This window comes from Burkholderia sp. AU28863 (assembly GCF_002223195.1).
Lineage (GTDB): Bacteria > Pseudomonadota > Gammaproteobacteria > Burkholderiales > Burkholderiaceae > Burkholderia > Burkholderia sola.
The window spans coordinates 813442-829160 of record NZ_NKFE01000003.1 but is presented as its reverse complement, the minus strand read 5'-3'; the positions used below and the strand labels follow the sequence as shown (position 1 = coordinate 829160).

The 15719-nt window shown below is 63.8% G+C and carries 16 protein-coding genes and 2 tRNA genes; 8 read left to right on the top strand and 10 right to left on the bottom strand.

The annotated features are described in order from the left end of the window. Window positions 1-106 precede the first annotated feature (106 nt). Window positions 107-1984, top strand: coding sequence for a type VI secretion system baseplate subunit TssF (gene tssF / locus CFB81_RS06280; protein ID WP_089434836.1), 1878 nt, complete (start codon window positions 107-109; stop codon window positions 1982-1984). A gap of 1 nt (window position 1985) precedes the next feature. Here tssF and CFB81_RS06275 read toward each other — a convergent pair whose 3' ends face one another. The 4 genes from CFB81_RS06275 to CFB81_RS06255 all read right to left on the bottom strand — a co-directional run bounded on the left by CFB81_RS06275 (window position 1986) and on the right by CFB81_RS06255 (window position 4998). Further along, the gene (locus tag CFB81_RS06275; protein ID WP_089434835.1) at window positions 1986-2558 is read right to left on the bottom strand and encodes a hypothetical protein; all 573 of its coding nucleotides are present in this window, start codon (window positions 2556-2558) and stop codon (window positions 1986-1988) included. 24 nt (window positions 2559-2582) lie between these two features. Then, on the bottom strand, window positions 2583-2960 hold the full coding sequence (locus CFB81_RS06270; protein WP_012492498.1) for a DUF3592 domain-containing protein: 378 nt from the start codon (window positions 2958-2960) through the stop codon (window positions 2583-2585). Window positions 2961-3900: 940 nt separating this feature from the next. Further along, window positions 3901-3977, bottom strand: a tRNA-Arg gene (locus CFB81_RS06260). Window positions 3978-4167: 190 nt separating this feature from the next. Beyond that, on the bottom strand, window positions 4168-4998 hold the full coding sequence (locus CFB81_RS06255) for an undecaprenyl-diphosphate phosphatase (protein WP_089434834.1): 831 nt from the start codon (window positions 4996-4998) through the stop codon (window positions 4168-4170). Between the two features lie 479 nt (window positions 4999-5477). Between CFB81_RS06255 and CFB81_RS06250 the strand changes: the two genes are divergently transcribed. The 5 genes from CFB81_RS06250 to CFB81_RS06230 all read left to right on the top strand — a co-directional run bounded on the left by CFB81_RS06250 (window position 5478) and on the right by CFB81_RS06230 (window position 10996). Further along, window positions 5478-6389 (top strand): aldose epimerase, encoded by a 912-nt coding sequence (locus CFB81_RS06250; RefSeq protein ID WP_069617124.1) that lies wholly within the window; start codon window positions 5478-5480, stop codon window positions 6387-6389. A 132-nt stretch (window positions 6390-6521) separates the two neighbouring features. Beyond that, window positions 6522-7223: a peptidoglycan DD-metalloendopeptidase family protein gene (locus CFB81_RS06245; RefSeq protein WP_089434833.1), complete on the top strand. Its 702-nt coding sequence runs from the start codon at window positions 6522-6524 to the stop codon at window positions 7221-7223. Between the two features lie 366 nt (window positions 7224-7589). Beyond that, complete coding sequence (locus CFB81_RS06240; protein ID WP_089434832.1) at window positions 7590-9209, top strand: acyl-CoA synthetase; 1620 nt, start codon at window positions 7590-7592, stop codon at window positions 9207-9209. A gap of 73 nt (window positions 9210-9282) precedes the next feature. Next, on the top strand, window positions 9283-9606 hold the full coding sequence (locus CFB81_RS06235) for a DUF2288 domain-containing protein (RefSeq protein ID WP_069617121.1): 324 nt from the start codon (window positions 9283-9285) through the stop codon (window positions 9604-9606). 10 nt (window positions 9607-9616) lie between these two features. Next, complete coding sequence (locus CFB81_RS06230; protein WP_089434831.1) at window positions 9617-10996, top strand: MATE family efflux transporter; 1380 nt, start codon at window positions 9617-9619, stop codon at window positions 10994-10996. A 19-nt stretch (window positions 10997-11015) separates the two neighbouring features. Here CFB81_RS06230 and CFB81_RS36040 read toward each other — a convergent pair whose 3' ends face one another. Beyond that, window positions 11016-11192: a hypothetical protein gene (locus CFB81_RS36040; RefSeq protein WP_089434830.1), complete on the bottom strand. Its 177-nt coding sequence runs from the start codon at window positions 11190-11192 to the stop codon at window positions 11016-11018. Between the two features lie 136 nt (window positions 11193-11328). Here CFB81_RS36040 and CFB81_RS36035 point away from each other — a divergent pair, with 136 nt between their 5' ends. Continuing rightward, window positions 11329-11499, top strand: a complete 171-nt coding sequence (locus tag CFB81_RS36035) for a hypothetical protein (protein ID WP_006476323.1) — start codon at window positions 11329-11331, stop codon at window positions 11497-11499. A 204-nt stretch (window positions 11500-11703) separates the two neighbouring features. On the opposite strand, the gene CFB81_RS06220 is transcribed toward CFB81_RS36035, so the two are convergent. Beyond that, entirely contained in the window at window positions 11704-12510 is an 807-nt protein-coding gene (locus tag CFB81_RS06220) for a GNAT family N-acetyltransferase (protein ID WP_069617119.1), read from the bottom strand. A gap of 170 nt (window positions 12511-12680) precedes the next feature. Next, complete coding sequence (gene sixA, locus CFB81_RS06215; RefSeq protein WP_069617202.1) at window positions 12681-13142, bottom strand: phosphohistidine phosphatase SixA; 462 nt, start codon at window positions 13140-13142, stop codon at window positions 12681-12683. A gap of 159 nt (window positions 13143-13301) precedes the next feature. Between sixA and CFB81_RS06210 the strand changes: the two genes are divergently transcribed. Next, window positions 13302-13378 (top strand) — tRNA-Pro (locus tag CFB81_RS06210). A 210-nt stretch (window positions 13379-13588) separates the two neighbouring features. Here CFB81_RS06210 and CFB81_RS06205 read toward each other — a convergent pair. The 3 genes from CFB81_RS06205 to CFB81_RS36850 are packed head-to-tail and all read right to left on the bottom strand — an operon-like array spanning window position 13589 to window position 15182. Then, window positions 13589-14326 (bottom strand): DUF6683 family protein, encoded by a 738-nt coding sequence (locus CFB81_RS06205; protein ID WP_124502434.1) that lies wholly within the window; start codon window positions 14324-14326, stop codon window positions 13589-13591. Window positions 14327-14349: 23 nt separating this feature from the next. Further along, window positions 14350-14814 (bottom strand): DUF4189 domain-containing protein, encoded by a 465-nt coding sequence (locus CFB81_RS06200; RefSeq protein WP_179235916.1) that lies wholly within the window; start codon window positions 14812-14814, stop codon window positions 14350-14352. Between the two features lie 44 nt (window positions 14815-14858). Continuing rightward, window positions 14859-15182 carry a DUF4189 domain-containing protein gene (locus CFB81_RS36850; protein ID WP_179235914.1) on the bottom strand — a complete coding sequence of 108 codons (324 nt, stop codon included), beginning with the start codon at window positions 15180-15182 and terminating at the stop codon, window positions 14859-14861. Window positions 15183-15719 lie beyond the last annotated feature (537 nt).

The window sequence follows — 15719 nt, the reverse complement described above, 5'->3', positions numbered from 1 at the left end:
TTTTTGTCGGCGCGGCCATTCTAATATGTCCGCGCGCCATTTGGACTAGATGTTGGCTCCGGAAAACGGGGACCGATTATCGCGGATTATTGAATATTTTCAGCGAATGGACCACCTGCTGTCACATTACGAACGTGAAATCGGACTGCTCGCACACAGTCTGGCGGACTTTACTCGACGCTTTCCGAAGATTGCAGCACGCCTCGGCATGTCTGGCGACCACGTCGAAGACTTGCACGTCGACCGAATGGTACAGACGTTCGCGCTGCTAGCCGCTCGTGTCGATGCGAAGCTTGATGACGATTACCCGCAATTCACCGAGGCACTTCTCGAAATTGCCTATCCGCAGTATCTGCGCACGGTTCCGTCATGCGCGGTTGCCTCGTTCGACCCATCGGTTCTGTTCGGTCAGCTTACCGAACCGCTGACGATAGCGTGCGGCACGATGCTGGACGCCAATGCTGCACCGTGCCGCTTTCGTACAGTCTACGACGTCACGTTGTCGCCATTGCGCATTCACTCGGCACGCTATTCACCAGCGACGCTTGCGCCAGCAGCAGCGCGCATCCCGGCAGAAGTGACGGGGATCATTTCGATTACCTTTACAAGTGAATCCGCGTCGCAAGCGTTCGATGACGCCATTCCGTCCGCGCCAGTGCGGGTACATCTGTCCGGAGAGCGGCCGCTCGTCGCCGCGCTTTCCGATACGCTGTTGCTTCGTGCATCGGCCGCCTACGTGGAGGTGGACGAAAGCGGACGCTGGACCCGCTTGTCGAAAGTCCCCATTGAGCCGGCCGGATTTGCCGATGGCGAGCGATTGTTGCCGAACGAAGACGATACAAGCGCACAATCGTTCAGGCATCTGATCGAGTATTTTGCCTTCCCCGAGAAGTTTGATTTCGTCGACATCGACCTGGGTCGAATGCGTCGCGCCACGCGCGCCGAAGCAGCTCGACGACTGACGCTTCACATCGCCGTGCAAGGGACCGCCCATGATTCCGGCGCCGCTCAGATCCTGGCAACGCTGAACATCAGCACGTTCCGATTGTTTTGCACACCGGTCGTCAACCTGTTCGAACGCGCGGCAACGCCTATCCAGCTAACCAGTCACGATGCCACCTATCCGATCACGCCGACCCCGTTGGCAACCGGCATTCCTCTGAGCGTCTACTCGGTTGAAGCCGTGTATCTGGGCGAGCGTACGAAGTCGAGCGAAGACAAGGCCGCTATCGCTTCACACGCGGCACCGCGCAAGCAGGTGTGGCCGTATCGTGCATTCAGTCACGCGCGGCCCATGGATTCGTCCGCCATCTATTGGCTGGCCTGCCGAGATCGAGAAGCCATGTCGGACGGCGCGCTGGCGGAATCGCAACTGGTGTTGGTCGACTTAAAGGGTCAAACCGCTCATCCACGACACCCTCAGGTCGATGTCGATGTCCTCGCAACCAACGGAGCAATGCCGTCCCGGTTGCCGATCGGTGCTCCGGATAGCGATCTTCTGTACGAGGGTTCGGCATTGGCGTGTCCGATCATGCTGCTCTCCCGCCCCACCTTGCCGGCTGCCTTGCCGCGTGGCGGTGCACTTTGGCGCGTCCTGTCGGCATTGGCGCCGCATCCGCTCGACCTGACGCGGACCGGATTACCCGCGCTGAAGGAGTTTCTCCGTTTCCATGCTCCGCGTTCCAGCGTGGTTGCCCAACGTTGCATCGACGCGATCGCATCCCTCGACTACAAACCGGCGCTCAGGTGGATGCCTCTCGACAATCACTTCCCGTCATTTGTTCGCGGTGTGGAGATCCTGCTTTCGTTCTCCGAGGCTGCGACACGAGATGTCAGCCTGCATCGGTTCTCGGCTGTCATGGACCGATTCTTCGGCCCGTACGCTCAGTCAAACAGCTACGTTCAGCTCGTCGTGTTATCGGCCGAGAGCGGCAAGGAGCTTTTGCGGTGCGCTCCACGCGCTGGGACACAATCGCTGGTATAGGTCAGTGGAGATAGCCAGCCAGAATACCGCCACCAAAACCGGCCTGAAAGCCAGCCGTTAGACCATGCATGAAGAGCAGCGCCGGAGCATCCGAAATGGCCTCTGCCAGAATCATCGACATGGCTGGGCTCGTCAGGCCCAACGCAAGCAATGCCGGATTGATGCCCAACAGCATGACCGTCCCGCCCTGCGCGACAACTGCCCCGCCGTAGCCATCAAGATAGACGGTTCCGCCTTGTAAATCCGATCGCGCAAGCTCGCTGCCCTTAAATGCACTTGTCATGTAAATGGTTCCATGACTCGGGAAATCATACGTCGAACCAGCGGCACTTGCGTCGTGGCTACCGAAGCTTGGCAATTTCAACTCGGGAATTGTGAATCTCGGCAACTTGATTTTCGGAATCTTCGCACCCCAACCATAGCCAATACCTACACCACCGTAGTAGAAGCTTTGCAAATGCTTCTGAGGATCAGTGAGAACGATATTCCCCCCCGTCGCAACTACGATGTCGACGCTCACCCCACCGCCCGCGCCAGTGTCATATTTCCACTTGCTCTTCCGAAGATACGACATACGCCCTCTCTCTTCTGCTTCTCGTTATGTCCGTGACGGCAGATTCATAATCCCGCACACGATTGCAACCGCACCCATGAAGGCAAAAACAATCGTCGAATCCCAGATCGCGGCGAAGACATTCATCGTTGCGCTGCCATCAGGATCGTCGGCTTGGTATCGCACCTCGACTCGCTGACCGAGCTCCACTTTCGTGACAATCCCGCCTTGCGGATACGAAATCTGCTGTCCTGTCTTGGTGGTGAATTGAATCTCGGGATGGTATCCGCCGGCATTAAGCTTAACGACGAGGCCCGGTACCACAATCGACGTTCGAAGAAACTCTCTAGTCGACTGTGCGCTGATTGCAGCAGCGACAAGAAGGCCCACCCCAATCACAATGGCACTGATGCCCTTAAACATGACGCCCTCGTTTACATTCCCTACAATTATTCGGGTGCTCTATGCTGATCGTATCAGCCTGCCAAATTCTAAAACATCCTCACCTGGACGCCAGACTGTCCGCCTGGTGCGCTATCAGACCTTGGTCGGTAAGTGGCGGCGCTTGCGAATGGTCGTCGGATTTGTCGTCATCTCTAGATAGGCGCACAGTCGACACCAGTGCAGTGCCCGTTTCGGATCGTATTCGGCGTCGCGAACCAACGATGCCCGATATGGCATTCCCACTCAAGCCTCGTGCTGGCGTTCACATACTCCGTCGAGACGCATCGACCGCCGCGCTCCCTTGGATTGTTCGCATCAGCTTCAACCCTAGCTTCCGGCCGTCGTACGCACACACACGGCACCACCTCCCCGCAACGATTGCTCCCGGCACTGCCGACCAGTGATGGCCATGTGCGCATGCCCATTCAAGTTTCGTCGCGGCGTTCTTGTAGGTCCGAGACAGGCATTGATGGTGCCCCGCCCAAGATGACCAGTGGGAGCAATGAGTTTGACAATGCGGAGGAACTCTTCGCATTCCTCGGGGAGAAAATCGTGGCAAGTGGTACCCGTCGCCTGCCTAGCCGGTATCGGTCTTGCGATGTGCATAGCCGTATTTAGGCCTGGCCCAAGACGGGACACTGTGTTTTATGGCATCCGACGTGACGCCCGGAAATCGTTCTGGCAGCGAAAGCGTGATGACATCCTCGCTAATTTGATAGCGGCCGTCATAGGCGCAGTGCTGGGCGTTGGAGGAACACTGCTAACGCAAGCGCTCAACAGATGATGACGCGGCCTTCGGCAAAGTATCGGGCGGTCATCGGGTAGAATTCATTCACACTCGGTTCACGCCGAACAGCGAATGGAGCCAACTTAACAGCAGTCGCTCGCGTGACTAAGTGCCTGAATAAGCGGAGATTTCTGGCCCGCCCTACACGATTCGAACGTGTGACCTACGGCTTAGAAGGCCGTTGCTCTATCCAACTGAGCTAAGGGCGGTCGGGGAGAAAAGACACGGCGTGACGCGGACCGCATTCGGCCTCGGGCTTTCGCGTCATGAAGCAGCAGCAACACCGCCCACTACCCCATAAGAACTCAAACCCCGAAACAAAACGGGCCCGGCAAGAAGCCGAGCCCGAAATTATACCCGATCATCGCACCAGATCACGCGAGACCGGCGCCCGCGGCATCAAACCGGCTGCGGATGCAGCATGAACCAGCCGAGGCAGAACAGGCCGGCGATCACGCAATACACGCCGAACGACGCGAGCCGGCCGCGCCCTTCGAAATAGCGCATCAGGAACCGCACGCTCAGGTACGCGGCGATCGCCGTCAGCACGCCACCGAGCAGCGCATCGGCGAGCTGGTCGCGCGCATGGAACAGCTTCGGCAATTCGAGCACGCCCGCGGCAAAGATGATCGGCGTGCCGAGCAGGAACGAGAATTCCGCCGCCTTCTCCGCCGTCAGCCCGGCCACGTTGCCGGCGATCATCGTCAGCCCGCTGCGGGAGAAGCCCGGAATCAGCGCGCCGATCTGCGCGAGGCCCACGAAGAACGCCTGCTTGAAGGTCATCTTCTCGGGCGGCTGATGCGCGCGGCTGCGCTGGATGCGATCGCCGACCCACAGCAACACCCCGTTGACGATCAGCGCGATCGCGACGATCCGCAGATCGTGAAACACGCGCTCGATGCGCTTCTCGAGCAGCAGTCCGACGATGCCGGTCGGGATCGTGCCGATGATCAGCGCCCACATCAGGTGGCCGTCGTCGTTCTTGCGGCCGCCGAGCTGCGCGAAGAACCCGCCGATCAGCGCGATCCAGCGCGCGCGGAAATACCACAGCAGCGCCAGCGCGGTGCCGAGGTGGAGCGCGACGAGGAAGGGCAGCAGTTGCGGCGCGTGCTTGTCGATGTGCATGCCGAACAGCGCCGGCACGAGCAGCGTGTGGCCAAGGCTGCTGACGGGGAAGAGTTCGGTGACGCCCTGCAGGACGCTCAGGAATACCAGAAACCAGAGGCTCACGCGTCGGTCCTTTTAGTGAAGATAAGCGGGAAGGAAGGCGGACGACGCGATGCGCGTCCTGAAAAACGCGCCCCGATTATGCCGAGCCAGGATTACTGCGCCAAGGCATTTGGCAGGATATTGCGGCGATGCACACAAACACTTGCAATTTGTAAGCGAGCAGAAAGCAAAAAGCCCGCCATTTGCATGGCGGGCCTGTCGACTTCGGCAGAAATTGCCGTCAGCGGCCGAGCTGATAGAAAAATAATACCGTGCTACCGGTAAACATGCCGAACAGTGCGATTCCCATTGCCATTGCCAGATCCATGGCCCCCTCCACGAAGTGTCATGACCCGGCAACATCACCGGTTTAGAGGCATTATCCCGGCGGTCGACAGTGTTAAAAACTCGCAATTTCCCCAGAAGGGTTTTCCCCGACCGGCCGCGGCCCGATAATGGAACGCCCGTTGCTCCCGTCACCCGTCCAATCCCGATTCGCCATGCCGATCTTCCAGCAACACGACATTCACGAACTTCACGCCGGCCCGTCGCTCGTCCGGGTCGCCCCGCAATTCGGCGGCCGCCTGCTGTCCTGGCACGTCGATGGCGAACCGGTGATCTTCTGGCCGGAAACCGCCGACTGGAGCAATCTCGCACGCGTGCGCGGCGGCAATCCGCTACTGTTCCCGTTCCTCGGCCGCCACCGCGTCGACGGCGAAATCGGCCGCTGGCGCGATGCGGCCGGCGTCGTCCGCGATCTGCCGATGCACGGTTTCGCGCGTGATCTGCCGTTCGACGCGCACCCGTCGGCCGACGGCGCCGCGCTGTCGATGACGCTCGACGCGAACGACGCGCTGCGCGCGAGCTACCCGTTCGATTTCCGCTTCGAAACGACCTACCGGCTGGCCGACGCGCATACGCTGGATGTCGCGCTGACGACGACCAATCGCGGCGACACGCCGCTGCCCTATTACGCCGGCCACCATTTCTATTTCGCGCTGCCGCACGGCGAGCGGGCCGACACCGTCCTCGAACTGCCGCCGACGCACCGTTGCCAACAGCGCGCGGACGGCTCGATCAGCCCGCCCGAACCGGGCCAGGCCCATTACCGCCTCGACGATCCGGACATCCTCGATCGGTTCCACTGCCTCGACGGCCAGCCGTTAGCGCCGGTGCGCATCGTGATGCCGGGCCGCCGCCGCACGATCGAGATCGCGCTCGACGTGCCGGGCTCGATCCCGTGGTACGCAGTCACGACGTGGACCGAAAAGCCGGATTCGGATTTCTATTGCGTCGAACCGTGGCTCGGCCTGCCCGATGCGATCCACAACGGCCGCGGGCTGCGCATGCTCTCGCCGGGCGCGACCGAAACGGCCACGCTGCGGATCCGCGTCGCACCGCTCGCCGGCTGATTCGACACGCGCCGAACCGGGGCGCGGCAGCCGCACCCGCGACCGAAACTGCGGTGCGCGGGTCGAACCCGTTAAAATCTGACGTTTTGTGTTGCCTGCCGCGTCACGCGCGGCGGGGTTTTGCGAGGTTCAATGTTCGGAACAACAACGAAGCGACTCTTCGCAGCCGCCTGCGCCGCCTTGCTCGTCGCGTGCGGCTCCGCGCCCGTCGGCCCCGGGTTCTATCGCGTCGAGCGTGGCGACACGCTGTACAAGATCGCGCGCGAAAACCGCACGTCGGTACAGAACATCGTGCGCTGGAACCAGATGACGAACCCCGACGCGATCGAGGTCGGCCAGGTGCTGCGCGTCGCACCGCCGCCCGGCACGACCGCCGCGTCGACGCCGTCGACCACCGGCACCGGCAGCGCGGGCCGCGCGCGCCCGGCACCTTCCGCGCCGGTCGAATCGGCCGTGAAGCCGGCCACGAGCATCGCGCTGATCTGGCCGGCGGCCGGCAACGTGGTGCGCACGTTCGACGGCTCGAAATCGAAGGGCATCGACATCGCGAATTCGCCGGGCACGCCGGTGGTCGCGGCCGCGCCGGGTGTCGTGGTCTACGCCGGTAACGGGCTGCGCGGCTACGGCAACCTGATCATCCTGAAGCACAACGCCGATTACCTGACGGCCTACGCGCACAACCGCGCGCTGCTGGTGAAGGAAGGCCAGTCGGTCACGCAGGGGCAATCGATCGCGGAGATGGGCAACAGCGACAGCGATCGCGTCGCGCTGCATTTCGAGCTGCGCTATGGCGGCCGCTCGATCGATCCGTCACGCTACCTGCCGGCGCGCTGAGCGCACGACAGACGACACGAGGCGACGGCGCGCATCGCGTGCCGTTGCGTCGAAAACGGAAAAATCGAGTCAGCGCTTGCGCAGACGTCCGGTGAAACGGCCGGACAACGGATCGACGTGACGAGCAAACGCCACCAGCACCCCGATTCCAATCAGGCTGAACCCCGCAGCTATCAGAAGCAAATCCATGGTCACACCACTGTTTTGTCTTGATCTTATGCGTCATTGTGGAATCGTGCACTGAGCCTCGCCAATTGGACGAGTCCGAACATTCCCTATCAGGAAACACCATTGTGGATTCGTCTGCGTGAATTCCTGATGTAAGCCGTTTACCCGACGCCACGCTCGACACCAGGAGACCACCCGATGCTGCCCGCCGCCGACTGCTACGACCAGCTCCTCTCCCGCTTCCAGTGGGACATTCCGGCACGCTACAACATCGGGGTGGACGTGTGCGACAAATGGGCAGACGGCAGCGGACGCCTCGCGCTGATCCACGAAACGACGCAAGGCGACGTTTTCCGCGTCACGTTCGACGACCTGAGGAATGCTTCTAACCGGCTCGCGAACAGCTTTGCGCGGGCCGGCCTGCGGCGCGGCGACCGGATCGCCATCTTTCTCGCGCAAGGCCCGGAAACGGCGATCGCACACCTCGCCGCGTACAAGTTCGGCGCGATCGCGGTACCGCTCTTCACGCTGTTCGGCGTGGATGCGCTCGAGTACCGGCTCGCGAACAGCGAGGCCGCCGCGCTCGTCACCGACGCGGCCGGCTACGCGAAGATCGCGCCGCTGCGCGCGAAACTGCCGGCACTGCATACCGTCTACTGCATCGGCGACGATGCGCCCGATGCGCCGGGCGTGCTGCGCTACGACCCGGCGCTCGCCGCCGAAGCGCCGGATTTCGTGCCAGTGGATACGGCCGCCGACGATCCCGCCGTGATCATCTATACGTCCGGCACGACCGGCAAGCCGAAAGGCGCGCTGCACGCGCATCGCGTGCTGCTCGGCCACCTGCCGGGCGTCGAGATGTCGCAGCAGTGCTTCCCGCGCGACGCACGCCTGTTCTGGACGCCGGCCGACTGGGCATGGATCGGCGGGCTGCTCGACGTGCTGCTGCCGTCATGGCATCACGGCGTGCCGGTGCTCGCGCGCCGCTTCGAGAAATTCGACGGCGACGCGGCGTTCGCGCTGATGGCGCGGCACGGCGTCACCCACGCGTTCCTGCCGCCCACCGCGCTGAAGCTGATGCGCGCCGTCGCGGCGCCGCGGGAACGCTACGCGCTGTCGCTGAAATCGGTCGCGAGCGGCGGCGAATCGCTTGGCACCGAACTGACGGCGTGGGGCCGCGACGCGCTCGGCGTGACGATCAACGAGTTCTACGGGCAGACCGAGTGCAACATGGTGCTGTCGTCGTGCGCGGCGCTGTTCGACGCAAAGCCCGGCGCGATCGGCAAGACGGTGCCCGGTCATGCGGTCGCGATCGTCGATGCGAACGGTGCGCCGCTGCCGCCCGGCGCCGAAGGCCGCATCGCGGTGCGCCGCCCCGACCCGGTGATGTTTCTCGAATACTGGCGCAACCCCGGCGCGACGCACGACAAGTTCGCGGGCGACTACCTGCTCACCGGCGATACGGGCACGATCGACGCGGACGGTTTCGTGCGCTTCGTCGGCCGCGACGACGACGTGATCACGAGCGCCGGTTACCGGATCGGCCCGGGCCCGATCGAGGACTGCCTGCTCACGCATCCGGCGGTGCGAATGGCGGCCGTCGTCGGCGTGCCCGATGCGACGCGCACCGAGATCGTCAAGGCGTTCGTCGTGCTGAACCCCGGCCACGTCGGCGACGACGCCCTCGTCGGCGCGCTGCAGGCGCACGTGCGCACGCGGCTCGCCGCGCACGAATATCCGCGCGCGATCGCGTTCGTCGACAGCCTGCCGATGACCGCGACCGGCAAGATCGTGCGCCGCGCGCTGCGCGACGCGTGAGCGGCCCGCCCGCGGCTCGGCCCGCCCGGCCGGATGGTTTATAGTGGCGCCACGCAGTCTTTCCAAGAAACCGATGTCCTCTGATCAACACGCCACCGCGGGCGCGTCGCACAGCCCGCTCTACGCCAAACTCCTCGGCGAGACCGCCAAGATCGACTGGTGCGATCTCGAACGCTTCTTCGCGCAGGGCAAGCTGCTGTCGATCGCACGCGACCTCGATCTCGTCAGCGTCGCGGAAGCCGTTGCCAGCGACGACGCCGAACAGGTCACGCGCTGGCTGTCGTCCGGCCTCGTCGCGCGCATGCCGGCCGAGACCGCCGCCGACTACGCGGCGCGCAATCCGGAGCTGTGGGCGGTCGTCGTCTCGCCGTGGGTCTGCGTGCAGGAACGCGCCTGACGCGTCCGCCATGTCCGACTCCGCCTCACCGCACGGAGCCGGCGGCGCTTCGGCCGCCGTCACGCATCGGCGCGTCCTCGCGCTCGCGTTCCCGATCGTCGTCGCGAACCTGACCCAGCCGATCCTCGGCGCCGTCGACACGGCCGTCGCCGGCCATCTCGACGGCGCGCAATATCTCGGCGGCGTCGCGCTCGGCGGGCTGTTCTTCAATTTCGTGTTCTGGGGCTTCGGCTTCCTGCGGATGGGGACGACCGGTCTCGTCGCGCAGGCGCATGGCGCCGGCGACGCCGCCGGGATCCGCCTGAACCTGCTGCGTGCGCTGATCGTCGCGTTCGCGCTCGGCGCTGCAGTGCTGGCGCTGCAGGTGCCGCTGCTGTCGTTCGCGCTGTCCGCGCTCGGCGGCAGCGATGCCGTGCGCGCAACCGCCCTCGCATACGGCCACGCACGGATCTGGAGCGCACCGTTCGCGCTCGCGAACTACGTGGTGCTCGGCTACCTGCTCGGCATGCAGCGCGTGCGGCTCGCGCTCGTCGCGCAGGTGTTCATCAACGCGGTGAACATCGCCGCCGTGCTGCTCTACGTGTACGGCTTCGGCTGGGGCATCGCGGGTATCGGCGCGGCGACCGCCACCGCGGACGCCTGCGGCTTCGCGCTCGGCACGTGGCTGCTGTGGCGGTTGCGGCCGCGCGGCCTTGCACCGCTCGCGGTACGCGCGCTGGTCGACCGCATCGCGCTCAAGCGGCTGATCGCACTCAATCGCGACATCTTCCTGCGCACGCTGTGCCTGCTCGGCGCGTTCGGGTGGTTCGCGCATCTCGGCGCGAAACAGGGCGACGCGACGCTCGCCGCGAATGCGCTGCTGCTGAATTTCCAGACCTTCATGGCGTACGGCCTCGACGGCTTCGCGCATGCGGCCGAGGCGCTCGTCGGTGCGGCGGCCGGCGCGCGCGATCGCCGCGCATTCCGGCAAGCCGTGCGCGTCACGCTGTTCTGGTCGGCACTCGGCGCACTGCTGTTCGCGCTCGTTTACTGGGCGGCGGGGAGCTGGATCGTCGCGCGCCTGACCGACCAGGCCGAAATCCGCGCGGTCGCGCTGCGCTACCTGCCGTGGGCCGCGATCTCGCCGATCGTGTCGGTCTGGGGCTTCCTGCTCGACGGCGTGTTCATCGGCGCGACGCAGACGCAATCGCTGATGCGCGCGATGGTCGTGTCGTTGTCGATCTTCATCGCGGCCACGCTCGCCGCCGTCGGCACGTTCGGCAACCACGGTCTCTGGTTTGCGCTGCTGCTGTTCATGGCCGCGCGCGGCGCGACGCTCGCGCGCTACCTGCCGGCGCTGTTGCGGCGCATTGGCGCCGACCCGCAGGCCGCGTCCGCGGCCCGCGCGTGACGGCGGGCACGGCCGGGCGTTACTGCACCGGCTTCGGCGACGGCACGTCGAGCATCGACGGCGGCGTCATGTCGGTCGGCACACCGTGATAGTCGGCGGGATCTTCCGGCGGGTGGCCGCGGCGCGCCTGGCGAGGATCGCTGCTGCAGGCGGCAAGGAGGGATGCGGCCAGCACGGCCAGCATGAAACGGGTCATCAGGTAGAGCTCCGGAAAACGGCGCGCCCATCGCACGCCGGGACCGCGCCGAGTCTAGCGGAAATCCGGTTTCGGGGTTGCGCCGAACATGTCCTACTATGTACGCATGGCGCTGTGCCGTTGAAAGGAGGCTGCCATGTCGTCTGAAGAAATTGCGGGCCTGATCGGCCTGTTCATCGGTCTGATGGTGCTCGTCGCGCTGTCGTACTTCGAGTCGCGCGAATACAAGCGCAGCCACGAAGGCGAAGGGATGATCCACCACTGGATGGCGGAACACCACCTGCTCGACTGGCGGCGCAAGCACTGAGCGCGTCGCTGCCGTCCGGCCCTTCCCCAGGGCCACGCGAACGTACCACCCTGCGGTACGGTAATCGTTGCGTGTCGCTGAAATTATCGGGGCCCGATGCGCGCACATGGACCGGATACACGAACGCCGTCGCGCAGCACTTGCCACGCGACGGCGTTCGCTTGTGTGCGCTGCGCCTCACGGGCGCGACGCGGTTCAGACGGCTTAGCCCAGGAAGTGGCGGGCGTAGCGTGCGTTGATGTCCGACAGGCGGAACAGCGTCAGGAAATCCGCGCAGTTGAAGTCGGGATCCCAGGCCGGTGCGCCGCAAATCTTCGCGCCGAGACGCAGGTAACCCTTGATCAGCGGCGGCGGCGCGACGACGGTGCCCGTCTGCAGTTCGTCGACCGGCAGGGCCGTGTGCGGAAACGCGCGGTACTCGGGCGCCGTCAGCGAGCCGGCCGACAGCGACTGGTACAGGTTCGCCGCGTAGTGGCCGCCGTCGGCCATCGACACGCTCGCGCAACCCAGCATCGTTTCGTAGCCGTTCTGCATCATGTACGCGCCCAGACCGCCCCACAGCGCCATGATGACGGCGCCGCTGCGGTAGTCGCTGTGCACGCACGAGCGGCCGACCTCGACCATCTTGCCGCGCAGGTGCGTGAGGCGCGACAGGTCGAATTCGCCTTCGGCGTACAGTCGGCCGACCCGCGCCGCCTGGTGCGGCGGCAGCACGCGGTACGTGCCGACGACTTTTAGCGTGTCGAGATCGCGGACCAGCAGGTGGTCGCAATACGCGTCGAACGGATCGACGTCGAGACCGGCGGGGCCGCTGACCTGCGCGCCCATCTCTTCGGCGAACACGCTGTAGCGCAGGCGCTGGGCTTCGCGCAATTCGTCTTCCGTGCGCGCCCACGCGGCGCGCAGGCGATACTCCGATGTGACGGTTTCACTGGCGCGCGGCAGGTGGCGCCGCGACATGTCGAGGGGCAGCGAGGCAAAAGGGAGCGTAGGCGTCGGCAGTTCTCGCATTAGGCTTTCCTGGTCGTAAGGAATAGGACGACATGCCCGCCAATGTAGTAACCGGCCGTGACCGTTATGTGGCACGACCGTGTCTTTTCAATGACGTGTCGCCGAATTGACTTTAGCAGAAAGCTTGCGAAACCGTACGATCAATCCCTTCAAACCCATTCCGGCGGGCTTTACACCAGTTCGGGCGTCAAAACCGCCCGCAGCACCGCCTGCCGGCTACCGTCGCGCGTGCGGCTCGCGAGCCACACGATTCCGCCCTTCTTGACGCTCCAGCTGTCGTCGTCGCCGGCGATCAATTGCGCGGCGACGCTGCCGAGCGTCGGCTGATGGCCGACGATCACGACCGTCGGCGCGATGCCTTCCGGCCAGCCGGCCGCCGCCAGCACGTCGTCGACGCTACCGCCCGGCGCGAGTGCGTCCACCGTCCGGTACTGGTCGGTCAGTGCCTCGACGGTCTGCACGGTGCGCGCCGCCGGGCTTGCGAGGATCACGGTATTCGTCTCGAGCCGGCCGCGCAGCCATTTGGCCATCGCCTGCGCGTCCTTGCGGCCGCGCACGGTCAGCTGGCGCGCGAGATCGCTCGGCGCGTAATCTTCGGCTTCGGCGTGGCGCCACAGGATCAGGTTCATCATGATGTTCTCCTTGCTTCGGCGAGCGGCCGCGCGCATGCGTGCGGGCCGGCCGATCATCACGGGAATTGTCGCAAATCGCGGCCGGTTCGCGGTCGCGGCATTTACCCGCATATCGTGATTGACCGGAGCGGTCATTCGACGTTATTATCTTTGGCTCGTCGGAGCGTAGCGCAGCCTGGTAGCGCATCTGATTTGGGATCAGAGGGTCGAAGGTTCGAATCCTTTCGCTCCGACCAAAGGAATCAAGGGGTTACATGCCAAAAGCGTGTAACCCCTTTTTCTTTATTCGGTCCATGTAACGCCATCCCGCATCGGTGCATCCATATCGATCCCTCTCTGCCTCACCCTTTCGCCCCTACAGCCGAGGAATGTTCATGTATGGGGCCAGATGCAATAGTCGCTAACCGAGCGTGCTCCGGGGCCGAGACGAGATCCCCGTGGGCTGCTCAGCGCCGAAATCCACTCTCGGCGAGGCGCAAGCCCTGAACATCCACACCGATGGTTTGCATAGCGGCGCGCCGAACGCTCTGGCGAAGCTGCGCAATGCCAGCTTGGTTTCCTTGACGCTGCATTTCGGTGTCGGCAGCCACGGCCAGCGCGGCCAGATAGGCGAACGTCTCAGCCCGGCGCTGCTTGTCGGCATCCGACATCCCGCTGATCTTGCTGTCGCGGGCAAGCGCGGCACGCATTTTTGCGCGCAGGGTCGCGATACCTTCCGGCTTCGGCCTGGCGTGCGTCGCATTCACAACTTCCCAAGTGACCACCATATAGCCGACAAGCACATCGGCCAGGTTGTTGCGCTCCAATGCATAGCTCCCCAGCATGCGGTCGAACTGCGCGAGTGGAGCGGATTGGGTGAGATACCGTTCGGCCTCTGCCCGCCGGGACGGATCGCGGCGCGCCAGAAAATCGACTATTGACACGTAGACTTCACGATGAACCGTCTCATCCGGACGAAACCGCAGTTTCTGCTGCGCGGCCGCATCCGGACCCGGAGGCTGCGCAGCGCCCCGCCCGACGATCTGCGAGCCAATGTTCAAGCCGCCGATGATGTTGTTGTTCGACGTCATGCCCATACCAAGCCCGATGCTGGCACCGGCATCGTACTGAGCCTGAGCGTTGGGGACATGCCAATATGTACCAACGAGCGCCGCCGCAATCAGTCTGCGTAATCCTGTTCGCATGTGCCGCCTCCCCGGAGGCGGCCTTACTGCACCGGCCTGGGAAGACTGCAACCCGAATAGAAAACGCGACAGTTCCTGTCGTTCGCGTTGCAGACTTTCATGGCCTTGGCTGTGGCCTCGTCGATCGAAGCCCCGTAGTTCGAGTTGTGCGTGTTTTCTCCAACAGACATGACCGCGCAGCCATTCGCGTAGGAGAGGTCAACCTCGCACTGCGTACCACCTTGCGCCTTGCATTGCGAAAGCGCGGCGCGCTCAGCCTGTCGCTGGCTGTCCAGATCGGTGGATGTGCCGAGCGCGCCCACCTTGCCGTCGGTGGAGATTGCTCCCCAGCGGGAGATCCGACTAATCTGGCGTTGCGGTGGAGAGGCTTCTTGTTCTTGGCCGCCCGTATCCGGGCCGCAGGAACTCGCGCTATAGGGGATCCAACCCGGCGGACACGCGACTTGTGCATCGCCGATGGATGCAGTGCCCAGAAGAGTCGCGAGCAAGGCAAAAGTTCGGAAGGTACGCATAGTCGATGAAGTCGACCCCGCTATTGGATGCGTTGAGGAAGACTGCAGGCGGAGTAGTAAACGCGGCAATTGGAATCTCCTGCGGCGCGGCACATCTCCAATCCCTTCTGCGCGGCATCGTCGTCCGTGATACCGCTATTCATGTTCATCGCTCGATCGCCGACCACCATCGCCACGCAGCCGTTTCCATAGGAAATCTGCAGTGTGCAGTCAGTGCCGCCCTTGAGGCGGCAATCCCTCAGAGCAGCCACTTCGGCCAGCGCCCTGTCGGGTTGGTCTTTCGAGGCCCCGAGGATGCCCTTAGGCGTGTGTCTGTCGCAAGCGCCTGCCAGCTGGAAGCCCACCGGACGGAGGGCGCCGCGCTCTGTCCAGGGTATTGCTGTTGCGCGTTCGGATCCGCGCCGCACACGCTTTGGTCCTGCGCCGTGCCATACGGAACCATCCCCGGAGGACAGGCAGTCTGCGCTTGGGCGATAGAGCCGCAAGCCAGCGCACTCAGCAGGGCAGGCAAAAATACGAAGCGCGTTCGGTGCATCGATGGTCTCCGCTGGATCACCCGTTATTCGATTTCATCTTCACGGCAATTATTCGATGTCGGCGGTATCGCACACAACGGAGTTGATCGCGAAAAAGACTCGCCGCGGCTTGGCCTTATCGATGCCCATTTCCGTCGGAAAACGGCTGATGAAGACGCGCTCGCCGGATTAAGCGCGCAGCGTGCAGGGAATATAGACTAATCGGTCTACCTTGGCCAGAATATTGATCGCTGGATGCGGACATGCTGGCTAGACGCAACGCCTGATTTGTTTCCATTTCTTGGTATTCGCCACCGCCGGCATGAGTTACCGGTTTCCCCAACGATTGGAAACCATGCGTATCCG